Source organism: Armatimonadota bacterium (assembly GCA_020354555.1).
Taxonomy (GTDB): Bacteria; Armatimonadota; Hebobacteria.
Window position 1 is genome coordinate 1972696 of the sequence record CP070648.1, and the last position, 24473, is coordinate 1997168.

18 protein-coding genes are annotated in these 24473 nt (G+C 64.8%); 9 read left to right on the forward strand and 9 right to left on the reverse strand.

Annotated features, from left to right (window positions below; genetic code table 11):
• Positions 1–1102 (reverse strand): VCBS repeat-containing protein (locus JSV65_08065; GenBank protein ID UCH36297.1); only part of this gene is annotated, 1102 nt, incomplete at its 3' end.
• Between the two features lie 216 nt (positions 1103–1318).
• Between JSV65_08065 and JSV65_08070 the strand changes: the two genes are divergently transcribed.
• The 6 genes from JSV65_08070 to JSV65_08095 all read left to right on the forward strand — a co-directional run bounded on the left by JSV65_08070 (position 1319) and on the right by JSV65_08095 (position 10762).
• Complete coding sequence (locus tag JSV65_08070) at positions 1319–2974, forward strand: sodium:solute symporter family protein (protein ID UCH36298.1); 1656 nt, start codon at positions 1319–1321, stop codon at positions 2972–2974.
• 307 nt (positions 2975–3281) lie between these two features.
• Complete coding sequence (locus tag JSV65_08075) at positions 3282–4499, forward strand: PmoA family protein (GenBank protein UCH36299.1); 1218 nt, start codon at positions 3282–3284, stop codon at positions 4497–4499.
• A gap of 114 nt (positions 4500–4613) precedes the next feature.
• On the forward strand, positions 4614–5780 hold the full coding sequence (locus JSV65_08080; protein UCH36300.1) for an alpha-L-fucosidase: 1167 nt from the start codon (positions 4614–4616) through the stop codon (positions 5778–5780).
• Positions 5781–5974: 194 nt separating this feature from the next.
• Positions 5975–6832 (forward strand): prepilin-type N-terminal cleavage/methylation domain-containing protein, encoded by an 858-nt coding sequence (locus tag JSV65_08085; protein ID UCH36301.1) that lies wholly within the window; start codon positions 5975–5977, stop codon positions 6830–6832.
• A gap of 198 nt (positions 6833–7030) precedes the next feature.
• Positions 7031–8983 (forward strand): alpha-L-fucosidase, encoded by a 1953-nt coding sequence (locus JSV65_08090; protein ID UCH36302.1) that lies wholly within the window; start codon positions 7031–7033, stop codon positions 8981–8983.
• A gap of 168 nt (positions 8984–9151) precedes the next feature.
• A complete protein-coding gene (locus tag JSV65_08095; GenBank protein UCH36303.1) occupies positions 9152–10762 on the forward strand; it encodes a cellulase family glycosylhydrolase in 1611 nt (536 codons plus the stop codon).
• Between the two features lie 711 nt (positions 10763–11473).
• Here the strand turns inward: JSV65_08095 and JSV65_08100 are convergent.
• Together JSV65_08100 and JSV65_08105 are read right to left on the reverse strand one after the other, a co-directional pair.
• Positions 11474–12208, reverse strand: coding sequence for a DUF169 domain-containing protein (locus tag JSV65_08100; protein ID UCH36304.1), 735 nt, complete (start codon positions 12206–12208; stop codon positions 11474–11476).
• Positions 12209–12303: 95 nt separating this feature from the next.
• Complete coding sequence (locus tag JSV65_08105; GenBank protein ID UCH36305.1) at positions 12304–13755, reverse strand: hypothetical protein; 1452 nt, start codon at positions 13753–13755, stop codon at positions 12304–12306.
• A 174-nt stretch (positions 13756–13929) separates the two neighbouring features.
• Between JSV65_08105 and JSV65_08110 the strand changes: the two genes are divergently transcribed.
• On the forward strand, positions 13930–14850 hold the full coding sequence (locus JSV65_08110) for a sugar phosphate isomerase/epimerase (protein ID UCH36306.1): 921 nt from the start codon (positions 13930–13932) through the stop codon (positions 14848–14850).
• Between the two features lie 62 nt (positions 14851–14912).
• A complete protein-coding gene (locus JSV65_08115; protein UCH36307.1) occupies positions 14913–15998 on the forward strand; it encodes a hypothetical protein in 1086 nt (361 codons plus the stop codon).
• A gap of 66 nt (positions 15999–16064) precedes the next feature.
• Here JSV65_08115 and JSV65_08120 read toward each other — a convergent pair whose 3' ends face one another.
• Both JSV65_08120 and JSV65_08125 read right to left on the reverse strand, forming a co-directional pair.
• Positions 16065–16874, reverse strand: coding sequence for an amidohydrolase family protein (locus JSV65_08120; GenBank protein UCH36308.1), 810 nt, complete (start codon positions 16872–16874; stop codon positions 16065–16067).
• A gap of 52 nt (positions 16875–16926) precedes the next feature.
• On the reverse strand, positions 16927–17982 hold the full coding sequence (locus JSV65_08125; protein UCH36309.1) for an Ldh family oxidoreductase: 1056 nt from the start codon (positions 17980–17982) through the stop codon (positions 16927–16929).
• Between the two features lie 289 nt (positions 17983–18271).
• Here JSV65_08125 and JSV65_08130 point away from each other — a divergent pair, with 289 nt between their 5' ends.
• Positions 18272–19168: a tyrosine recombinase gene (locus JSV65_08130; GenBank protein ID UCH36725.1), complete on the forward strand. Its 897-nt coding sequence runs from the start codon at positions 18272–18274 to the stop codon at positions 19166–19168.
• Between the two features lie 398 nt (positions 19169–19566).
• Here the strand turns inward: JSV65_08130 and JSV65_08135 are convergent, their stop codons facing one another.
• The 4 genes from JSV65_08135 to JSV65_08150 all read right to left on the reverse strand — a co-directional run.
• Positions 19567–21126, reverse strand: coding sequence for a 4Fe-4S binding protein (locus JSV65_08135; GenBank protein UCH36310.1), 1560 nt, complete (start codon positions 21124–21126; stop codon positions 19567–19569).
• Positions 21113–22069: a DUF362 domain-containing protein gene (locus JSV65_08140; GenBank protein UCH36311.1), complete on the reverse strand. Its 957-nt coding sequence runs from the start codon at positions 22067–22069 to the stop codon at positions 21113–21115. Before JSV65_08140 ends, JSV65_08135 begins: the two co-directional genes overlap by 14 nt.
• A gap of 130 nt (positions 22070–22199) precedes the next feature.
• Complete coding sequence (locus tag JSV65_08145; GenBank protein ID UCH36312.1) at positions 22200–23210, reverse strand: DUF362 domain-containing protein; 1011 nt, start codon at positions 23208–23210, stop codon at positions 22200–22202.
• 235 nt (positions 23211–23445) lie between these two features.
• Positions 23446–24473: SCP2 sterol-binding domain-containing protein (locus tag JSV65_08150; GenBank protein ID UCH36313.1), on the reverse strand; the 1028-nt coding region annotated here is incomplete at its 5' end.

Consider the following 24473-nt stretch of genomic DNA (forward strand, 5'->3'; position numbering starts at 1 on the left):
GGTGATGGCCCGTGTTGCCCTCCCACCTCCACAGCGGCTCGAACTCGGCGGTGTACGCGTACACCTTGGCGTAGCGATCCTTGATAACGACGTCCTGACGCCGCCCCAGACCGCGGAGATCGGCGAGGACGATACAGTCCGCCGCGCGCAAGCCATCGGGCAGCGCGTGGCGGCGAATCTCGCGCCCCGTTGCACCCTCGAGTACGATGAGATCGCCCTCGGAGCTGTACAAGACCTCTGTCTTCCCGTCGCCGTTGAGGTCGTAGATGGTGCACGGCACGTCATAGCCGATGTCGGGCCTGCCTCCCCCACCTCGCTGCCACAGCACCTCGCCTTCAGGGTCTACCGCGACGAGCGCGGTCACCGACTGGTTGTCATTGCGCGCGCTCAGGAAATCCAGCCTGCCGTCGTTGTCGAGATCGCCGAGGGCGAGCCACGAGCCGCCGTTGGGGCCGAGCTGGATTGTTGCGCAAGGCGCGACGTGCTGCGGGGCCTCGGACGGCGCGAAAGCGAGCCGCTCGAAACGGACCTCGCGCACGGAGTGAAGCGCGCCGATGACGCTCAGGCGCCCGCCGAAGGGATAACGCGCGGAGGTGCTCGGAATGTCCCAGTATGCCTCGCCGTACTGCCCGGGCACGAAGGGGTCGCTCGTCACCGAGAGCTGCCAGTCGGGTTCGGGCTCCGTATCCGGCCACGTCTTGGCCCGTATCTCGATCGCAGGCGGGGAGAGCGCGCTGCCGATGTACCACGCCGGGCCATTCTCGTCTTGCTGCGCCGGCACCACCTCGACCGCCAGACAGAGGCGCTTGGCCTGAGGTGCAATGTGCTCGCCGAATACTTGCTCTTTGCCGTCGAGCGTGCGGCCGATCCGGAGTCTTGCGGACTCGAGTATCGCCCAATACCGGTCGCCGCCTTGCCCCGCGCGAAACGCGAGACCTGCGGGCTCATCCGAGGGCCTGACCACGCCCTCCCACCGGAAGTATTCCGCTTCTGACACGGCGCTGGCGACGGACATGTTAGTGCTCGCGCTCCTCCCTTCGGCGCCGGGTGACGACCCCGCGAGACATGCTGCGATGACGCAGAAGATAGCGATCGGCCTCACGCTCTTCTCCTTGCAGGGGAACCACACCTGGGAGGGCTCCGGAGTGAGGTTCTTCGTCGCACCCGGCCGGGCCTTGCTGCGGGCGCTGCGCGTCCGCGGAATCCCTCGAGGTAGTGGCAGGAGGAATGACAATCGGGATGCCGAAGGACACAGTCGGCGTACCGGGGCGGAACCGCCGGACACGCTCCGCCGCACGACATTCTATGGGGAGCGCGCATGCTTGGTCTCGATACGGTAGATTGGACGGTGGTCGTCGTTTACCTGCTCGGCATTACGGCGCTGGGGGTGTGGAGCAAGCGGGCGGTTCATGATCGCGAGGATTTCCTGCTCGGCGGTCGCCGCTTCGGCAAGGCGATGATGGTGATGCACGCCTTCGGTACCGGAACGCACACCGACCAGGCGGCGGCCGTGGTGTCGCGCAGCTATGCGCACGGGGTGTCCGGCATCTGGGCGCAGTGGAACTGGATGATGGTGACCCCGTTCTACTGGCTGCTCGCGCCCCTGCTGCGACGAAGCCGCGTACTTACCATCGCGGATTGGTACGAGGAACGCTACGGCCCGAGTGTCGGCATACTGGCGGTTATCGTCAGCTCGATCGGCAGCATATTCGCTATCGGGACGATGCTGTTGGGGACATCTCGCACGGTGCAAGGGCTGCTCGCGATTGATCCCGCGCTCGACGTCCTACGTCTCCCGTTCGGGCTAGTCGTCCCCGACGCTTCATTCAACGTATCGCTGTTTGTCATGACGGCGCTGTTCCTGCTCTACGGAGCCTTTGGGGGTATCGTCGGCGCGGTGCGCACCGACTTCGTGCAAGGGTTCATGATCATCATCCTCTCTGGCCTTGCTCTGCCGTTCGCGTTCCACGGCATCGGCGGCATGTCGGGGGTGGCGCGCGGCGTACCCGACGGGTTTCTCAACCTCACCGGCGAGCGCTTCAGCCTCGTGTTCATCGGGGCGCTAACGATCACGTCTCTGTTCAGCATCGTTTCCCAATCTCACATTATCTCGGTAACCTCGGCGGGTCGCACGGAGTGGGAGGGCCGGGTCGGCATGACCTACGGCAACTTCCTGAAGCGCCTGTGCACGATCGCGTGGTGTTTGCTCGGCGTCGTGTGGCTGGTGCGCGCGCCGGGCCTGGCGAACCCCGACGCAGCCTTTGGCGATGCCGTCAGCAAGCTGCTGCCCCTCGGCCTGCGCGGGCTCATGCTCGCCAGCATCATGGCGGCGGCGATGTCCACGTGCGACTCGATGATGGTCGCAGTCTCGGGGCTGTGCACTGAGACCGTCTATCGCCGCCATATCCGGCGCGACGCCCCGGAGGCCCATTATCTCAACGTCGCGCGCGTGATCTCCGCGATCGTCGTCATCGGAGCGATCATCTTCGCCTACTCGGTGACCGACATCTTCCAGGGCTTGACCAGCTTCTGGAAGGTCACCGCGACGATGGGCATTGCCTTCTGGCTCGGCGTGTTGTGGCGGCGTTCCACCACGGCGGGAGCGTGGGCCAGCTTCCTGGCGGCGGCGGCGGCATGGTTTGTGGCGCTGCGCGTGCTGGGCTGGAGCGAAGGGCAACAGATGGCGCTCTACATTCCCGTCGGCATCCTCGCCGGCATCGTCGTGAGCCTCGTCACGCCGGCTCCGAACCGCGCGTCGCTGGATCGCTTCTTCACCAAGATCCACACCCCGATCGGGCACGACGACAAGCTCGGCCTCAGCTTCGACGAGGCGGTGCCGCCGCACGCGCGGTTGATCGACGCTGCGGGCATTCTCGTGTGCAAGCCGTCACGACAATCGTGGCTCGGATTTGTCGTGGCGTGGCTCATTGTGGGCATTCTCGTGGGAGGTATGTGGCTGATCGTCAGGGTATGAATCGGTCGGCGGCTGTGTCGGGCGCTCGAAGATGCGCAATGCGTGACGGGAGGAACATGACCGTGCGCAAAGAGATGACGCGCAGGGAGTCTCGGGCAAGGACGGCGGCGGAAACGAGGTCACCATCCACGACAATCCCAAAGCGCCCCACGCGCTCAGCATACACTCGTCGAAGAAGATCGGCGCTGAGATCAGGCTCGAGCCGCACCCGGGCATGAGCCATATGCGCAACAAGTCGCTGCACACCGGGCGCAAAGTGTACTTCGACCCGGAGACGCATACTATAAGCGAAGCGTAGGAGGCCCCGATGAGATACGTCGGTATCGTTACCGCTGTCGCCGCCGCGCTGCTGGCAGTCAGCGGCGCTGTCCCCGCGCTCGGCGGCGCCGTGGAGCACGAACTGACCGTCGCCGCCGGCGACACGGCGTACGCGGAGGCGCCTGTCTGGGTGCCGGTCAAGGCGCCGAGCGCCGTCAAATCGGCGCGGCTGCGCGAGGTGGACGGGCCGCCCGTGCCGTGTCAACTCGTGCGCAGCGGCGCGAACGCCTGGGTGGTGTTTGTCCTACGCGACCTAGGACCTGCCACAACACGGCACTACACGCTGACCTTGAGCGACGAGTCGCCAGCGCAGCGCAGCCGGGGCGTCGCGGTCGAACCGGAGGGCGATGCGGTTACCGTGACCGTTGACGGCGATCTCTTCACGAGCTATCGCTTCGCGGATGCTCCCAAGCCGTACTGCTACCCCGTCATCGGCCCCGGCGGCCTGCCGCTGACCCGCAACTACCCAATGAAGGACGTGCCCGGGGAAGCGCAGGACCATGCGCATCATCGCTCCTTCTGGTTCACGTTCGGCGAAGTGAACGGCCACGATTTCTGGACCGAGGGCGAGGGGCGAGGCCGCATCGTCCACCGCGAGTTCGAGCTGCTCGAGAGCGGCCCGGTCGTCGGCATCATCCGCGCGCGCAATGACTGGGTAGCGGCGGATGGCGCGAAGGTATGCGAGGACGTGCGTGAGCTGCGAGTGTACCGTACGCGCAACGGCCGGCTGCTCGATTTTGCCGTGACCATCATCCCCGTCGGCGAGCCCGTGCACTTCGGTGACACCAAGGAGGGCATGTTTGCCTTCCGCGTCGCGTCCTCGATGGAGGTGCCCCGCGGAGCCGGGCGGATCGTCAACTCCGAAGGGCAAGTGAATGGCGAGGCCTGGGGCAAGCGCGCGGCATGGTGCGACTACTCCGGCCCGGTGGACGGGCGGACCGTCGGAATCGCGATTCTCGACCATCCCGACAACTTCCGCCATCCAACGTACTGGCACGTGCGGGAGTACGGGTTGTTCGCGGCAAACCCGTTCGGGCTGCGCTACTATCTCGGCCCGGAGAAGGCGGACGAAGGCTTGCGGGTGATGCCGGGCACGACGTTGACGTTCCGTTACCGCGTGTGGCTGCACGACGGCGCTGCGCCCGAAGCGGACGTCGCCGCGGTGTACGCGGAGTACGCGCATCCGCTGCAGGTGACGGTGCGCTGAAGACGGAGGTGTGAGGTGGGGTCACGCAAGGTCGGGCGGTGCTGGATCGCGATGCTGTTGGCGGCTGCCACGTCCGTCACGTTCTGCGCAGCCGGTTCAACTCAGGAGAACGAGATGGCCAAGCGGAAGCAGGATGCCGAGCGCATGAAATGGTGGAGCGACGCGCGATTCGGGATGTTCATCCACTGGGGCGTGTACGCCATCCCCGCGCGCGGCGAATGGGTCATGCACAACGAGAAGATCCCCGCCGAGGAGTACGCGCCTCTCGCCGACAAGTTCAACCCGAAGCGGTATGACCCGCAGGAATGGGTTGCCTTGGCGAAGGAAGCGGGCATGAAATACATGGTGCTCACCTCGCGGCACCACGACGGCTTCAGTCTGTTCGACAGTAAGGTCTCGGACTTCACCGCACCGAAGACGGCCGCGGGGCGGGACCTGATTCGCGAGTACGTGGACGCGTGCCACAATGCGCGCATGAAAGTCGGGTTCTACTACTCGCTGCTCGACTGGCGGTATCAGCCCTACTGGGACGGGCCGGAGAAGGATCCGGAGGGTTGGGCCGACTTCCTGCAGTACGTGCACGCGCAGGTGCGCGAGCTGATGACGAACTACGGGAAGATAGACATCCTGTGGTATGATGGCGGGTGGCCGCATGATGCGAACGCGTGGCAGTCGAAGAGAGTCAACGCGATGGTGCGGCGGCTGCAACCGCACATCATCATTAACAACCGGTCGCAGCTTCCCGAGGACTTCGGCACGCCGGAGCAGAAGATTGAGGCATCCCAGCGCCCCTGGGAATCGTGCATGACGATGAACGACAACTGGGGCTATGTGCCGGGGAACAACCGGTACAAGCGCACCGACCAACTCATTCAGAACCTGGTGCGCTGCGTAAGCGGCGGCGGCAACTACCTGCTCAACGTGGGGCCGAAGCGGGACGGCACGTTCCCGGTGATGGCGCAGATTCGCCTGAAGCAGATCGGTCGCTGGATGAAGGCCAACGGCCAATCCGTCTACGGCTGCGGGCCGGCGCCGTTCGCCGATGAAGCCGTCGGCCTGACCACGGCGAAGGGCAATACGGTCTATCTCCATCTCTTCCGGTGGCCGGGGGAGAGCGTGTCCGTCGCGGGGGTGACGGTGCCCGTGACGTCAGCGAAGGTGCTCGCGACCGGTCAGCGCGTGAGCGTGAAGCAAGACGGCGACCAGCTGATGCTGAGCGACCTGCCCCGGCGGGCACCCGACGTGTGGGATAGTGTCATCGCTATTCGGCTCAGGCAATAGGTTGATGACGATCCCATTCCGGCCGGTGCCGCAACGAAACCAAGAGGGGGCGACGGGCGCCCGAGCCTGCGAGAACGACTCGCGTTGCAGCGGGCCTGGAGAGGAGGTGAAGGAGCGGGAGAAGGCCCTCGATATATTGGGAATATCCGTGTGAGGAAGTTGCCTTGGTGATGTCAAAGGGAAGGAGGAGTGGGATGCGAAGAAGCCGCGGTTTCACCCTGATTGAACTCCTGGTGGTGATTGCGATCATCGCCATCCTCGCTGCGATCCTGTTCCCGGTATTCGCCCGAGCGCGGGAGGCGGCACGGAAGGCGACCTGTATCTCGAACCTCAAGCAGATCAGCCTCGCGGCGATCATGTACGCACAGGACTATGACGAAGTGCTGCCGGCAGCGTGCTCCTACGGCGGGTGCAGCGCACACCCCATAGATCCTGCGAACCAGTATGTGACGGACTTTACCGGCCTCGGAACACTTGACTTCTGGCAGTTGGCCGACGTCCTCACTCCCTACATTAAGAGTCTGGATCTCTTCAACTGTCCGACGCTCAGTCGCCGCTCGCCGTCATGGATCATCCGCACCGTTGTTCTGACCTCCGGGCCGGCGGTCGGCGTGCGGAAGGTCGGAGTCACAGACGGCGGGAACGGCGCCGGCACCTACACCTGGGGATGCGCCCACTTCGATCCCGCAGCGGGATCGTGCTCGAGTCAGAACTACAACACCGGCCAGATCTGGGATGTCTTGGAGCTCCTGGGCTTTGTCAGCACGAGCCAGTACAACAACCCGCAGGAGTTCTGGCCTTGCGCCAATGCGATCGGCAACTTCGATGACCCGGTGTGGAAGCCGATGGACTTCTGCAGCAGCTTCGGCGGCCACGAGGGGTACTCCGAGGACTACAGTGACGCCCACGTCGTACCGGTCGAGTTGGGCGGCACGCCACCGACCATGCCCGTCGCGATGCCGGTCGGATTCGTTGACGGCCACGTCAAGTACATGCGGCTCGGCTTCTATGAGATGCTCGCCATACTGGCGATGCCGAACGAGGTCCAGTAGGTCGCAGTCCAGCACAACCGCAGGACTGCTGTGACAGCACTGGCTGGGTAAGCTTGCCGGCCCGCCCAATCGCAACCCGGGCGGGCCGGCTGTCACAATCCGGCAAGCGCCTCGCCCGCAGTTGAGGGCCTCTGGGCACCGGGATCCGAGGGCGCAGCGCGCCAGGCGACGTACGAGAAGACCGGGAGGAATTCCGCCATGCACATCCGCTGTGCTGGACTGGTTGCGGCTTGCCTGGTGGCGAGTCTCTTCATCACCGGCGCGGCTGCGACGCCCAAGCTCAGCGATGCCACGATAGAACCGGCAATCGCATGGGTGGGCGATCACGTCGTTGTGTCCGTGTCCGTTGAGGACTCGGTGAACGAAGTCGCCGCAGTCGAAGCCATCGTCGTCGAGTATCCAGGCTACAAGTTTCCGCTCAATGACGGAGGCGAAGGCGACGATGCGCTCGCGGGAGATGGGATCTGGTCGGGCGGCACGGACGTGCCCCCCGAGGCCCTCCTCCCGGGCACCTATCACATCGCCCTGTGGCCGCGCGATGCGGCGGGCAAGGCCTTCAGATCAGAGGACGAACACGCCACGTACCTGAGAGCGACTCTAACGCTGACGCTCCAGCCGCCCGAACCGGCCGCCTCGCGCGGCCCGAGCCTGCGGGAGGCACAGATCCGCCCGGCGCGAATCCGCATCGGGGATCACGTCGTGGCGACCGTGGCCGTGGATGACTCGGCAAACCAAGTCGCCGCCGTCGAGGCAGTGGTCGTCGAGTATCCCGACGTCACGTTCCCGCTCACCGATGCGGGGGAAAACGGCGACCGCCTCGCCGGCGACGACGTGTGGACGTTTGCCCTGGATGTGGATGCGCTCCCGGGCACTTATCATATCGACTTCGTCGCGCGCAACGCCGCGGGTGACGTCCTGCAGATTGACGGGCAGCCGGTGAAGGCGACGGCCGTCCTTGAGATCACGTCATCTGAAACACCCACCACCGAGCAAGCGCAAGCTGCTGCGGAGCGCATGAGTTGGTGGACCGACGCGCGCTTTGGCATGTTCATCCACTGGGGGGTGTACGCAGTCCCCGCGCGCGGCGAGTGGATCATGAACGACGCACAGATCCCGGCTGACGAATACGCCCGTTTCGCGGACGAGTTCAGGCCGACGCGTTATGACCCGGCCCAATGGATCGCCTTCGCCAAGGAAGCCGGGATGAAGTACGTGGTGCTGACTACCCGGCATCACGACGGATTCAGTCTCTTCGACAGTGGCGTTTCGGGGTTCACCGCCCCGAAAACGGCCGCGGGGCGTGACCTGATTCGCGAGTACGTGCAGGCATGCCGCGCGGCGGGGATGAAGGTGGGCTTCTACTACTCCTTGCTCGATTGGCGGTACCAGCCGTATTGGGACGGGCCCGAGAAGGACCCGGAGGGCTGGGCCGCGTTCCGGGAGTACGTGCACGCCCAGGTGCGCGAACTGATGACGAACTACGGGAAGATAGACATCCTGTGGTATGACGGCGGCTGGCCGTACGGGCCTCTTGCATGGCAGTCGCGCGAACTCAATGCGATGGTGCGACAGCTGCAGCCCCATATCATCATCAACAACCGCTCCATGCTTCCCGAGGACTTCGATACGCCGGAGCAAAAGATCGAGCCTGCCGCTCGACCATGGGAATCGTGCATGACGATGAACGACGCCTGGGGCTACGTTCCGAGCAACCCCAGGTACAAACGCACCGACGAACTCATCTGGAACCTGGTGCGCTGTGTCAGCTGGGGCGGGAACTACCTTCTCAACGTCGGCCCAAAAGCGGACGGTACGTTTCCGCTGCTGGCCCGGATTCGCCTCGGCCAGATCGGCCGTTGGATGAAGGCAAATGGCGAGTCTGTGCACAGTTGCGGGCCGGCGCCGTTCGCCGCTGAGGCGGTCGGGCTCACGACGGCGAAGGGCGATACCGTCTATCTCCACCTCTTCCGCTGGCCTGGTGAGGAGGTGTCCGTCGCGGGGGTGGACGCAGGGGTAGCATCGGCGAAGGTGCTGGCGACGGGCGCGCCCGTAGGTGTCAGACAGGATGGCGACCGGCTCATCTTGAGCGGACTGCCGCCCCGCGCGCCCGACCCGTGGGACAGCGTAATCGCTATCACCGTCACGCGCTAGATCGTCGGCTGAGCGGAATCGGCTCCCGAGAATCGGCCGCCGCACGGCCCGCGGTTCGGCGTGTGGCGGATGAATTGAGGGATGATGGCTGTTCCGGATTTGCGCAGCCACACCATGGTGGTTTCGATAACGAGTGGGTGAGCAATCTGCATGGCAGGAGTGCGAGCGATGATCACGAGATATATGCAGTTTCCGCCAGGCGGGTTCCCAGTGCTTCTTCTCAGCATTCTGTTCCTTGCGTTGGCTGTGACCGGCGCCGGCGCGCAATCGAGCACGGGATTCGTGCGCACGCAGGGCCCCTGGCTCATGGATGGGCACGGGCGTGTGCTTATGTTGCACGGAGTCAATCTCGGCAGCAAGACGCCGCCTTTCCTGCCGTGGGCAACTAGAGATGAAGTGATGGTGCTCCGGGAGTGGGGCTTCAACAGTGTCCGCTACTACATCACGTGGGAGGCCGTGGAACCGCAGCCCGGCGAGTACGATGACGCGTTCCTCGACAAGCTCGCGGAGCGTCTGGACTGGTGTCGTGAAGCGGGGCTGCGGGTCATCCTTGACATGCACCAGGACCTCTACGCTCGCGATTACCTCGGCGGTGACGGCGCGCCCGCGTGGGCTCGCCTGGACGACGGTCTGGCGCACGAGGCGCCGGAGGGCGCGTGGTTCACGGGCTACTGGTCACCGGCGGTGCAGCGGGCTTTTGACAACTTCTGGGCCAATAAGCCCGGCCCGGGAGGCGTTGGCATCCAGGACCGGTTCGCCGCAATGTGGCAGCACGTGGCGCGCCGTTTCCGCGATGACACCAATATCATGGGCTACGACATCCTGAACGAGCCGTCCTACGGCGAGGACTTGAACGGCGTCATGGCGGCGATCGCGACGGGCGCGGTGAAGGAACTCGGCCCGGAGGCGGCCGCGGCTGTGGCGAATCTCGACTTCGCCGCCATATCTCAAATGATCCAGGCGCTGCTAAAGAAGGACGCCGCGGTTCGTGTGTTGGATTATGCCAGCCCGCTCAATCAGAAGGCGGAGCAGGCGAAGCTTCAGCCGTTCTACGACCGGGTAACTGCCGCCATCCGGGCCGTGGATCCTCACCACGTCATCTTCTTCGATCCCGCGTTCGGGGATCTGTCGGGCACGCGACTGTTGACCGGCCTCGAAGCGCCCAAGGATGCGGCCGGGCGGCCCTTCGCCAACGTCGTCTTTGCCCCGCATTCCTACGACTTCTCGACTGACTACCTGTTCCCGTACGTTCGGGAAGAGGCCGGCCTTCGCGAGTCCCTGGGCCGCGCGAAATCCGCGGGCGACCGCATGGGCGTGCCCACCTGGTTTGGCGAATGGGGAACCTGGCCGCCGCAGTCCGAACGCCCCGACGGGCGGCTTCTGACCGTGGACCACATGGATGCCTGCGACGAGATGCTGTGCGGCTGGGCCTACTGGGCGTACTGGGGGCCGACGTTCAAGGACTTCAGTCTTCTGCCGCTGCTCACGCGGCCGTATCCGGAGGTTATCGCGGGTATCCCGCAGCGTATCTGGAGCACTGATGACGGCGTCGAGGTGCGGTTCGCCCCGCTGCCCCAGGGCGGCGAGACCGTGATCTGGGCGTCGCCGAGCTATCATGCCGAGGTCAACGTGCGCTTCGACGGCGAAGGAGCGGCGCGCCGCCGGCGCGACAGCGACGGGCGCATTCGCGTGACCTGCTCCGCCGGCGCGGATGCATGCACGATAGCCGTTTCCCTGCTCCGAGCAGGGCAGGCCGTGCAGCGACGAAGCAGGATGTGACCTGCCGTCATGGAGTGTCTGGCATTGACGGTCTCGCCCGGAAAGTCAACTCCCCAGGCCGCTCCTCCCATTGACACGCGGCCTTTGCGCTGTACAATAGGGTCGGCCGACAGGGAGGGGGTATCATGTTCGCGACGCGATGCCCGAGGTGAGGCGACTGGCTCAACATGTGGCCGGGGAGTGTTGCACGTTGGTCGCAAGGGCTGCGCCAATGCCAGACCTGCGCGACGTGGCTTGAGCTCAGCAACCCGCACGTTATAGGCGCATTGTGTGGGGGCGTTTTTGCGATCCTCCTGGGCGGGCCGATCTACCTCTTATTCTCCGGCCTATCCACGTTAGCGATACTGGCGGCTGTGTTATTGATCCCCGTTGCGTGGCTGCTAGCACTCGCAGTCGCCCGGTCACTAGGGGAATGGCGAATCGTCGCGCCACCGGGCGAGGAGTCGGCAGAAACCAGGAAGTGGAACCGCGTCATAAGCCGAGCCAACTTCGTGGTGGCAGCGGGGGCCGTGTTGCTTGTCCTGGGCACTGATTTCGTCATGTTACGCATCCTGGGGCTCGCCACATTGGTCGTTGCCGCAGCGCTTGCAGTTGTGGCACAGACCATGAAGAATAGGGCGCGATCCCGCGAAACACACCACATGGGACGCTAACGTGCTCGCGTCGTGAGCTGCCGCATGTGCTTGCCGACGGCAACGTCTTCTTACCGCCTCACAGTTCCGTCGCGCCCCCGGCCTGTTCGGTCTCGCGGCGGAACTCCTCGGGGATCTCCAGCTTTCCCGTGCCGGCGCCGCAGCGGTCAATGCTCTCCACCACGCTGCGCAGCGCGACGTACGGCACGCTGACGAAGACTACGTCCTCGGGGAACTTCTCCATGCGGCGCGCGGTGACGTCACCGAATGTCACGTTGACGCGACCGGTGACTAGCGGATAGGTCACCGCCGCGCGGCATAGAGAGCCGGTGGGATCGCAGTGCATCGGCGCGCCGTCGAGGTAGTACGCCAGGTTGATCAGCCGCCCGCTCTGCCAGCCGTTGCACAGGAATACCGTGACATCGGGCGGCAGCGGCGCTTTCTCCAGCGGCGCGAAGACGACGTACTCAGCCGTCCCGAACGGCGGTTTCGCTTCCGACATCGCGCCGGCGCGCAGAATAGCCGCCGGGCACGCGAACAGCTTCTCGCCGTTGATAAGGAATTCGCGCAGCGACCGCGCGCGCTCGGGATGCTGCGCTTGCAGGCCGAGATATTGCGACCCGCCCGGGCAGCGCGAAGTCTCCGCGGTCAGGATAAATGTCTCGCCTGCCGCAACGTCTCTCAGCAGGCCGCACACACTGCACTTGCGCTTCCCCGGTTGTTCTGGAGACTTATCCGTGTAGCTAATCGCGACCGGGCTAGCCCTCAACTCGAGCACGTCCTTCAGCCTGGCGCCCCATGCTTGCCAGTCCATTTGCGTCGCTCCTTTCATCCTGGGGACGGCCGCATCCCACGCACGCGGTGCGAGGTCAGGAGGCGAGTTCCTGCCCGACGACTGCCCCCTACGTCTTACTGCCCGCTCCCTGCTTGCTCTTGAAACTGGAACGCGTACAGCTTGGCGTCACGCATCACGAAGTGGAGCTGGACGGGTTTCCCCGCAAGCGCGCTCACGTCATCGCTGCCTTGCCAGGTCACGGTCCGCGCGATGTAGTTGCCCTTAATGACATCCGCGTCGGCGAGCGCGAAGCCGGGCACAGGCGTGCCTTCGCCGTCCAGTATCTCCACCTGCGCTGAGCCCGCCACGCCCGTGTCAACGTTCAGCTCCAGCTGCTTGCCGGCAAAGATTATCGGTACCGTGGTCAACTCGCCGCCGCCATAGGCCGCGTCGGCGGAGACATAGCCATCGAGCCGCTGCACGACGCGCGAGATTGCGCCTTTGAACCGGTCGGTCGCGACGTGATATGCGCCATGGGTGAAGTCGTAGCCGATGTAGTACTGCCAGATCTCTCCGCCGCTGCGGATGAGGCCGGTGGTCATGTACATCGCGCTGTCATCGAAGCTGCCCTTAGTGCCGAGGCCGATATACGGAGAGCGGTCCGGGCGCGTGAAGTTGACGCCGTCGCGGCTCACGGCGAAGCGGATGTCGAGCGGCCCGTCATTGCTGAACTTGCCGACCGGCGGTTCAGGGTAGTGAAAGTACGCGCTGGGGAAGATAAGATAGACGCTCTCCGCGAACGGGTACTTGATGGCCGCGTTGGTGTAGAAGTCAATGTCAGGCGGATCCTGCTCGTCGTAGCCGAAGACGACTTCTTCTTTGCCGAAGTCCACGAGGTCATCGAACTCGCAGCGGCCGACCATGCGCATCGGCGTCCAGGTGCGGATGTAGGCGACGTAGCGGCCAATGCGGTCGTCCCAGAACGCGACATTGCCCGTGTCGCTGCCGCGAAATGACGGCTTGTCGCTCAGCAGCCGCCAATGCAAACCATCCGGCGACTCGCCGACGTACGTGCCGAATCCGCCCGGGCCGTCGTAGCTGCAGACCATTTTGTAGCGCGCGCTGGGCGGGCACTTCGGGTTGGTGTCGACGAACACGCAGCCTGGCTCGTGCGTTCGCTTCTCCGGCGGGAAGACGATGTTGTTGTCGTTGGAGCCCCGGAAGTCGACGATGCCGAGCGCGGGCTTGTCCCAGCGGATCCCATCGGTCGAGGTCGCGTAGCACAACCATCGGCCGCCGTCGTTGTCGATGGCGTCGTACCACATCTTGTAGATGCCTTCGTCCTCCACCACCGCGTTGTAGGCGCAGACGCCGTAGCCTTCCCAGGGACGATCGGGGACGATGCATCTTTCCCCCGTCTTGCGCGGCGGATTCATGGCCAAGGTCATGCCTTGGCTCGACGCGATGAGCGCGTCGTCAATGAAGAGCTGCTTCCCTGAACCGATATTCACCGGTGATGCCTCCCCTATCCCGGCGCTCGCCGCGAGACCTGCGGCGGCGACGAGAATAGCCGCGACGATCCTCATGCCAGATCTCCTCCCGACGGGACCCGGTATTCCACGGCCTCGGGTGACGAGCCTGCCGCGGCAGGGGAGCACAGGTGGGCCGCTGAATAGTCCACTCGGCGGCCCCCGCTGTCGAGGCATGCGGCGCGACGGACGCGGCAGCGACCTCGAATACTGCAGGCCGAAGGAGCGATCATGGACACGTCAGGCAGAACGCGACGGGAATTCATCCGCGATGCCGCGATCCTCGCGGCGGGCGGCGCGGCGGCTTCCGCTGCGGGCGGCGGCGCGGCGTACGCGCGCGACCCCATCGAGCGCACTCAGGGCCCACGGCTCAAGCTCAGCTGTGCCGCGTACTCCTATCGGCGTTACCTCGGAGGAGACAATCCGGCGATGACCGTCGAGGAGTTCCTCGACGCATGTGCCGCAATGGACCTCGACGGCGTGGAACTCACGGGGTACTATTTCCCGCAGCCGGTCACCGACGAGTACCTGCATCACATCAAGCGCACCTGCTATCTGCTCGGCCTCGACATTTCGGGCACGGGGCACCGCAACAACTTCTGCCGCCCGCCAGGCCCCGACCGCGACAAGGACATTGCGTGGGTCAAGCAATGGATTGACCACGCGCGGGTGCTGGGGGCGCCGTTCTGCCGCATTTACGCCGGGGGCGTGCAGGAGGGTCAGAGCCACGACGACACGTTCAAGTGGTGCGTCGAGGCGATCCAGGAGGTCAGCGAGTACGGCGGCACGCGCGGCGTGATGTGCGGTCTCGAAACCCACGGCGGACTCACTGCCACCGGCGAGGAGACGCAGCGCATCCTCGAAGCGGTGAAGAGCGATTGGCTCGGCCTGAATCTGGACATCGCGAACTTTCACACCGAGGACCCATACGCCGACACCGAACTTGTCGCCAAGTACGCGATCACGGTGCACCTGAAGACTGAAGCGCATCCCGCCGGCCAGGACAAGCAGCCGATGGACTTCCAGCGCGTGATCGACATCATGCGAGGAGTGAACTATCGGGGCTACCTGACGATCGAACACGAGGCGAACGAGGACCCGGCAGAGGCCGTGCCGCGATACGCGAAGATACTGCGCGGACTGCTGGAATAGGCAGACTGCGCGCTTCATACACCGCTTGCCACGGCTGGCCGGAAAGCCAGGAGGAGGGGTTCATGAAGTTCGTCCTGATCAGGCAAGCGAGCGTCGCCAGGTGGCGCAAAGCGGCTGGCGAGGAATACAGAGAGGAGAACACGCTGCAGCAACTTCTCTATGACAACCCTGACATCTTCCCAGTCCGTGACCTCGGAGACGAAGCCCCAGAATTGAAGATATGCCTGAGAGAGGCCAGTCTCCCTGGTTCAGGCCAGACCGATCTCATAGCACTCGATGAACAAGGTGGCATTACCCTCATCGAGTGCAAGCTCGATGTGAACCGGGAAAGCAGACGAGCGGTCATAGGCCAACTCCTTGAGTACGCCGCATTCCTCTGGCGGATGCCATATGAGGACTTCGACGCGTTCTTCATAAGGCAGGAGGGTAAGCACCTTGCGGACCTGATACAGGAACGGACTGACTCGGAAGACTGGTCGCCGGAAGACTTCCGTGAAAGCGTGCGCCGGAGCCTCGAGACCGGTGCGTTCCGTCTGGTGATCGCCGTTGATCGTCTGAACGACGAGCTACGCAACATCATCGAGTTCCTTTCACGCGAGGGCCAGAATCAGGTGCCGCTGTACGCATTGGAAGTTAGCCGCTACAGGGATGAAGAAACGGAAATCCTCGTACCGCAAGTGACAGGGGCCCTCAAGCCCTTGCGCGAGGCACCAGCAAAAGCGTGGACAGAAGATTCGTTTCTTGAGTCCTTGGGCCAGGTATGCGATGACGACGTCCGCCAGAAGGCAGAGCGTCTTGTTCGGTTTGCCAAAGACACGGCTGATGATGTGCATTGGGGCACCGGCCGAGCGAAGGGCACCTTCACGTACCGGGTCGAGCACGGCGGGGCATTCTACTCGCTCTTCTACGTATGGACCACTGGGCGGATTACGATCCCGTTCCCCGGGTCACAATGGGACCGGCTATCGGAAGAACTCATGCAAGGCTGGGCGGATCGCCTGCGCCGAGTTCGGGGATTCGAGCAACTTGAACACGGGGCAGGGAAGTATCCAGAGTTCTCACTTTCAGGAGTGTTGCCGACCGAGGATGATCTCGTGACGTTCTGCCAAGCGGTCGAGTGGCTGCAGGCGCAGATTAAGCAGACATAACTGTCAGCACCACTGCACCGATCAACACGGACACGCGATGGCGGAATGAGGAAACGCCCTTCCCGGTCATCTCGTGGGCAGCATCAGTAATCGCGCCAGAGTGTCGCCGAAGATGGCGGCCTGAATGTCCTCGCGTATGCCGAGCGCGCCGAGGACGGCTTCGTAGTCCCGGACGACCTCCTCGATCTCTTCGATCGGCACGTCGGAGCCGAAGACAATCTTCTGCCACGCGGGGCGCCCCTCGGGGTCGCGGTAACGACTCGTCTCGGTCCACCACAGCAGTTTTGCCAGATCCTGCGCGGTGCGTTTCTTGAGCGTCGAGCCGCTCAGATCCCAGTACAGATTCGGGTTCCAGCGCGCCGCCATCGCCGCCTCGTCGTACCACGGGTTGCCGAAGTGCGCGCCGATGATGTTGAGTTCGGGAATCTGGCGGGCGATGGTGTCGAGGTAGATCGGTCGCATGCGGTCGTTGTTGACGTCATGCACGCGATCAATCGGCGCCGGCGACCGCGAGACGATGCCGGTGTGGAACAGACATACCATGCCGAGTTCAGCGGCCGCATCGTACACGGGATAGAAGCGCTTGTCGTCGTAGTTGGCGGGCGGCCCGATGAGCTTGAGCGCGCGGAAGGCGCGCTCGTGAAAGGTCCGCACATCCGCCGCGCTCTGGGTCGCGAGATCGAGGTACGCGGCACCGATGATCCGCTTGGGGTGGCGCGCCAGCGCGGCGGCAACCGCATCGTTGCCCGATTGATCGCCGTAGGTCACGAAGCCGTTGAGCAGCGTTCGGTCGAATCCCAGGCGATCCATCTCGGCGACGAGTCGATCGGCGTAACCTGGTTCTGTGCTGACATGGACGTGCGCGTCTATTCGCATTATCGCATCCCTCACCTGCGTTCGAGCATCCGGGGCGTCCGCCCCGAGCGCATCACAGTCCAAGGCTCACCCCCACGCTCGCGGCCAAGCCCTGAAGTTCGTCAACCTGCTCACGCGACAGCGGAATCCCGGTTCGCGCCCGCTCCTGCGCTGTCTCGTGCTCGCGTTGGCCGGGCAGCAGCACCCGTTCCACGCCTTCGGCAGTCGGCGTCGCGCGAACTAGACGAATCACGTCATCCATGCGGCGCGTGTACTCCTCGAGCGGCACGAAGCTCTCCACGCGCAGTGCCAACATCAGGAACGAGTTGCTGCCGGGAACCGACACATCGCCATAGGGATACATGATATCTGTATCAAACACGCCGCCTCCCAGAAGCCCCGTGAGCAGGGCGACGGAGAGAGCGAGCCCGTACCCTTTGTGCCCCGCGATAGGCAGCAGGAATCCCCCGTCGAGCACCGCCTGCGGATCGCGCGTCGGCCCGCCATCGGAATCGAGGAAGCTATCGGGCGGCAGTTGCTCGCCGCGCAGTCGTGCTTCAATCAACGCGCCCCAGGGTGCGACACTGGTCGCCGCATCGAAGATGACCGGCGGTTCCTCTCCCGACGGAAAGGTGATGGCGATGGGGCTGTTGCCGACGCGAGCCGCCCGTCCGCCCGGCGGCGGCATTGAGGCCACGACGTTGGTCGTGCAGACACCGATCATGCCCTCACGCAGCGGTCGGGCCGCATAGTACGCGGCAACGCCGAAGTGGTTGGCATTGCGGATCACGGTCACCCCGACGCCGGAGTCACGCGCCTTCGCGATCGCTAGGTCCATCGCCGTGACACCCGCCACCGTGCCGAATGCGTTGTCTGCGTCGAGCAAAGCCGTCGTGGCCGACTCGCGGACGATCTTGATCTGTGCCCGCGGATTGTCACCACCCGCCGCGATGCGCTGCAAGTAGAACTTCAGGCGAATGATGCCGTGTGTGTCCACGCCGCGCAGGTTCGCGTAAACCAGGCAGTCCGCGATGAGCGCCGCCTCGTCCCGGCGCACGTCGACCGCTTCCAGGATCTGCGAGCACGCGTCCCGCAGTGCATCCGCGGCTACGTATGTCACCTCGTTCAAAGCAGTCTCACTCCATTCCGACCTGCGACAGGTCACGGCGGCGATTGTACTCCGCGCGCGGGACGAGGTCAATGCGGCAGTGCCGCACCCGCAGCTGCGGCAGGTATGCCTGAGGTGTTGGTGACGCGCGGGAGCAGTCGCGCTGCCAGGCCTGCGCGTCCCAGCCGAGAGCGCCCCGCTTCGGCGCCGGCTGCTCGGCTGCGTGTTGCCAATTGGCAGTCACCGCAGCGCCCGCGGACGCGCCCTTGCGTCACGCGCGGTTGGTGTGTTACCATCGCGCGGGCTGATGATGGAACGCGACTTAGACTCGTTCCTCGAATACATGCGCTCGGCGAAACGCGTGTCGGGCCACACCCTGCGCGCCTACGCGAGCGATCTCGCGCAGTGCGCGGCTTTTGTGCGCCGGAGGTTCGCTGTGCAGACCTGGGAGGCGGTTGAGCCGGCGATGCTGCGGCGGTTCCTGGCCGCGCTGCAGGCGGACCAGTACGAACGCACGTCTATCGCGCGCAAGCTCTCCGCGCTGCGCTCTCTGTACAGATATCTCGGCCGACGAGGGGCGGAGCGCGATCCGACGGTCGGCATTCGCGCGCCGCGGGCGCGCGGGCGACTGCCCGCCTTTCTATATCCGGCGGAGATCGAGGAGCTGCTGACCGCGCCGCCAGCAGACACGCCACTAGGATTGCGCGACCGCGCGCTGCTCGAGATGCTATATGCGACTGGGATGCGGGCGAGCGAGCTGGTCGGCCTCGATCTGAGTCAGGTCATCACCGGCGCCACCGAACTGCGCGTCAAGGGCAAGGGCCGGCGCGAACGCATCGTGCTCATCGGATCACATGCCGCCAGAGCGCTTGGGGAGTATCTGGCCAAAGGGCGGGGGGCACTCGCCCGCGCCGGCGGGGCCGACCAGGAGCGCGCGCTTTTCCTCAACCGCAACGGCACGCGCCTCACCGACCGTGGACTGCGCCGAGTCGTGCACAAACACGTCATGCACACGAGCGCGCGACGCGGCATCAGCCCGCACGCCTTGCGCCATACCTTCGCGACGCATCTCCTAGACGCAGGCGCCGACTTGCGAACCGTACAGGAACTGCTGGGGCACGCGCGACTGGCGACGACGCAGATCTACACCCACGTCACGCAGTCCCGCTTGAAGGAGATCTACGACCGGGCACACCCTCGCGCGTAGCGCCCCCGCGCCAGCACGACTCGGGGGGAGGCGAGGCGGATTCGGGCGGGGCGACGGTGAGCCCGTCGCCCCGTCTCTCACATCCCTTTACTTCTTCTTCTTGGGGGTCTTCTTCGCCGTCTTCTTCTTGGCAGTCGTCTTCTTCGCCGCCGTCTTCTTGGCGGTCGTCTTCTTCGCCGCCTTCTTCTTCTTTGCCGTGGCCATCATATCACCTCCTTCCCTGCGCTGACCTTAATGCGTCCTGCAACGCGCTGCCAGATAACTCCATGTGATCGAGGAGACCGCCTCACGCTGGCGACTCCTCCGGAGTTCTTCCCACCGGGGTTTCCGCGACTCGGCTATCCGCGGCGCGGCTTGCCTCCATCAAAAGCGGAAACCCGTCAGCTATCCTGAACGCGCTACTTGCCATAGCGCCATTGACGCTGGAGCTCTCGGCTCCAATGACGCCGGTCGCCCAGAGAGAAGACTCTTATCGCGGCCAGCGGCTGCACCGGACAGTTCTTTTCGCACTCACCGCATCCGGTGCACGTGTGGTCATTCACGATGGGCCGCTTTTTTCCTTCTACTATTTTCCAATCAACTGCGTCATACGGACAGACTTCATCGCACACCAGACAAGTCTCATCGCCGGCCCACACGATGCAACTGCTGCGATCGATGATCGCTTGACCGATGAAGATCGCCGGCTTGTCCTCAACGCGGATCGGTTCGATCGCATCGGTCGGGCACACATGACCGCACAAGTTGCACTTCTCGGAACACGGACCGATGCGCGATACCAAAACCGGCGTCCATAATCCGTCGAGCCCCGCCTCCGCCAGCGCGGGCTGCAATCCATTGGTCGGACATGCCTTGACGCATTGCTGACAGCGCACGCAGCGATCGAGGAACTCCGGCTCCGCCACCGAGCCCGGCGGACGAATCAACTGCGCACTCGCCGACGGGTTGCCGATCACCGTCGCTCGCGACCCCGGTGTCGTGTGCGCCATCGCGGCCCACCCCAGGCCGAGTGCGCCGAATCCAAGCAGACGCCGGCGCGACACATCGAGCCGCGCTTCTCGACCGGCGCGGCTTGCCTGCGGCAAGAACCTCACCGCTCGCTCGGGGCACACTGCCGAGCACTTGTAGCACTGAATGCAGTCGGCGATACGAGACGACTTCGGATCGTCGCCGTCAATGGCGCCGGTCGAGCATTCCGTGACGCAGCGCATGCACGCCGTGCATTCGTCGCTGACCCGCCGTCGCAGCAGGGGGAGCCGCGACACGACCCCCAGCAGCGCCCCCAACGGGCACAAGTTGCGACACCAGAAGCGCTGCTCGATCGCTCCCAGAGCGAGCAGCCCGATGAACATCGCCAGCACCACCCAGCCCATGCGGAAAACGGCCTGCTGCGGCGGCAGCAGGCCCTGTCGCGCCAGGAAATCCACGCGGCCCTGGAGGGCACTGTACGCATCCTGAATCCAGCCGATGCCCGCGAGCGATTGAGCGAGCGCGCTGACGGGTCCGAACGCGGCCAAGGTGAGAGTGCGGGTCAGCAGCACGATGGGGTCGGCGAAGTACGCGAGCTGTGCGCCGAATATCGCGCTGACGATGACCGCCGCCAGCACGTAGTACTTCCAGCGCCGCCGGTCAGTGGCCGGGCGCGCCTTCGTCTTGGTGAAGAGTAGTCGATCGGAGATGTCAATCGTCGTGCCGAGCGGGCAGATCCAGGCGCAGTACGCGCGCCCGACGAGCAGCGTCAGGACGAGCACTGGGAGCGCGAGGAGGATGAGAGGCACCGCGACGACCTTCTCGGCCAGCAGCGCCGACAGGACGACTAATGGATCGGTCTCGAGAAAGATGGCGACCGGCGCGGCCAAACCGATGGGCCAGACAGTGAGGACGAAGAGAGACAGGAACGCAGCCAGGAACAGTCCCTGCGATAGTCGTCTGACGCTTGCGGCTCTAGGCCTTGACATGTTTCATTTGCACCTGGCTCAGGTCCATCTCGCCGACGCCGGCCTGATGAGCCAGGTCAACGTGCGGCACGTCCTGCGGTGCGATACCGAGCAGCGTGGCTGCGTATGCGTCCACCGCCACCGGATCAAAGCCTGCGACGACCTCCCCGACGTCTTTCGTATCGCCCGGCCCCTTGGGCCCGCTGGTGAGGAGTATGCGATTGGCGTCCAAGATCATGAGGTCCGGACGCAGTGCGGTCGAGAAATCAGCGATGCATTGCTGCAGATCGGCCTGATGCCAGTACTGGCGGTTCCACACCACCCCCATCATGTTCTTCATGGCGGCGGTGATGACACTGGCGCCGTGCACCTTGGCGATCGGCGCGTTGATGAACACGTCCGCCTCCAGGATGTCACGGATGACGGAATCGGAGGTCAACACTTTCCCTTTCGGGATACTCAGCGTCGCGTAGCGCCGCTGGTCGTGAGCGGACACGGCCTCGCTGCCCGCGGCGCGAATCGCCTCGCCGAGGCCGGTGACGTCCCAGACCAGTCGCGGCGGCATGTCAATCATGTGCTCGATGACCACGACCTTGCCGGCGGCTTGCTCTTGGCACAGGTTGATGAGCGCGACGACGACCTCGGGATTCGTCGTCGCAGCCTGCTGCGGGGAACGCTGCCAGGCCGCGTTTGGCTTGATGACGACCGTGTCGCCCTGCTTGACGAATCGCGCCATGCCGCCCACTTCCGCCACCGCGGCCCGCACCCGATCCTCGATGCTGCCGCCGGAGGCGATGGCCAGAACCGGCTCCGCCTCCATGACGTGCTTGGGCAGCCGCGGCTCAAACGCGCCAGACGTACCGGCGCCCCCGCGGCCGCGCGCGCCGCAACCGCCAATCAGCGCCGCCGCACCCACGCCCGCGACGGTGCGCAAGAACTCTCTTCTTCCAATCCTATCGCTCAACGTTTAGCCCTCGCTGGTTCTTCCGGCGTTGTCCCACACCGCTGAATTCTCTCTGCTGCTCGCGTCATCCCGACGCGAATCCACGGTCAGCCGCGGCCGTGCCGTTCGGCCGACGCGGCGTCGCGTCGGCTCACGTCTCGATCCGAATGACCTCGATCTTGTCTTCCCGCGCGTGACCGAGGCCGAGAGACTCAGCGGTAGCGATCCACTTCGGCTCGCGGCCGGCATCGGCAAGCGACGGCAGCCCGATGTCTCGTCGCCGCTGCTCAATAATCTGCCATCCCACGAAATCGAGCGCGACGGGATCGAAACCGAGCATGATCGCCTGCGGCTCCCACAGGCACTCCGGCGATCGGAATCCCGGTCCGCCCTCGCACACTGCCTGCACGGCATCACACACAATAAGCCGCGTCTTGTCGCGGATCTCCGGCACGTCGTTGAGGTCGGCGAGGTACGGATCGCAGTGGTTTCCATGGTGCGCGCCGGGGTTGTTGCACGTGCCGTAGTGGTTCTTGAGCGCTACGGTCACGCCGGCGCTGTTGTGATCCTTGAGGATCGGCAGATTGATCAACGCCGTCGTGCGGTCGCTGAGGATGCGGGATATGCGGCCGCGGAAGGAGCGGTGCTCGATCTCGTCCGTGTACTCGCCCTCGGTGCCGTAGCACTTGACGCCGGGCTGGTTGCGGTTGAGCGCGAAGCCCACCTCCTCGAGGTCGCGATCCCTGCGGTCCCAGATGATGATGTCGTCGGGTGCGACGCCGGCCATTTGCACGGACGCGGCGACGCTGTTCGCGAGCTCCGGCCGCGTCGACGCGCGCGGGCCGCCGAGGCCGTTCACCTTGATGCTGACGCGGTCGTCGGGCTTGAAGACCTTGCCCCACGCCTTCATGACGGATGACTCGCCCGTGAGCGCCGTCATGCCCCGGCCGAGCATTTCAGTCAGCACGCTTTGGTCCGGCTGCGGTCGGCCGTCGAAGGGGCCGAGCGCCGATGAGCGCACGATGACCACCTTGGACGGGGAATCGGGGGACGGTTTCTGATCACCGTGGGCGGGGCGGGAGAAACGGCCGAAGCTGTAGGCTCCGGCGCCGGTTGCGATAACCCGCCTGAGGAATTCGCGACGCCCGGTTTGGTCAGCCACTGAGTCTTACCTCCACCGCGGCGCGCATCGCCGACGCTGCTTGCGCATCGCAGCACGACGTGCGCGCCGCAACATAGGTCACTTATACCCACATATCAACCGCCTGTCAAGCGCGAATCGTCTTGCCGATCGCCCATCGCCGCACCATCGAGTTTCCCTCGAAGCGGCGAGGCCGAGCTTTCGGCTCGGCCTCGCGCATCTCTCGTTGACGACTGGGAATCGCAGAACCCGGCGACTACAGCCCGAACAAATCGCCCAGCTTCATCGCCAGGCTGATGTCGCCGTCGAGCGCCAACTTGCCCGTCATGAACGCGGCCGTCGGATCCAACTCGCCGGCGATGATCGCCTCCATGTCGGAGGCCGCGACGGTCATCGCCAGGTCAGGCTTTTCCGGCTTGGCCTTCTCGACGGTGCACTTGCCGTCGGCGATGGTGATCGCGTACTCGCCGCCGCCCTCGCCTGTGAGGTTAAAGAAGTAGACCGCGCGCATGTCACCCGCCGCGTCGGCGTTGAACGTGTCGGGCAGGGCCATGAACCAAGCGTCGAGCGACCCACTGCCCGCGCCCGGGGCCGCTTCGCCGAGCTGCGCGTTGATCTCCTCAATCATCGGACGCAGCGTCTCAACCAGCATACACCCCATCTCCGGCCCCACCGACATGCTCGTCTCGTAGTCGTATAGCTTCAGCCCCCAGTCCTCGCGCGACATGATGTACCCCAGCTCGTCCTGCGTCACCGCAAACACGAACTTCACGTCCCCGCTCATCCAGCGCTTGAGCAGCAGCCCGATGTTGGGGAACGCCTCGCCGGGAACCGTCGCGAACTGCGCGCGGCCGATGGCGCCGGCTGCCACCTCGGTATTGACGTTGCCGTCCTCCAGGAAATCCGGCAGCACTCCCGCCGCAATCCCTGCTTCGAATCCCGCGTTCTGCAGCGGCACCGACAACGCACTCGTCCGCAACGCGATCGGCGCGTCGCTCACCGCCTCCGCGTCCGCCAGAATCTCGAGCGCCTTGTCCGCGACCGCGTTCCCGATCCGCGCGGCATCGTCCCAGTTGTCCTGTCCCTTGTCATAGATGTCGTCAATGTCCCCCGTCACCATGCCGCCCAACGCGCCATTGACGAACAGCGCCACTCCGCCCGCCTTCTCCTCGATCCGCTGGTACGTCCAGTTCGGAAAATCCGCGGTGAGGTAGTTGTTCTGCATGATCTCCGGGTGGCACGCGAAATTGACGAGGGTCGCAATGACCTTGCCGTCCTCGCCGA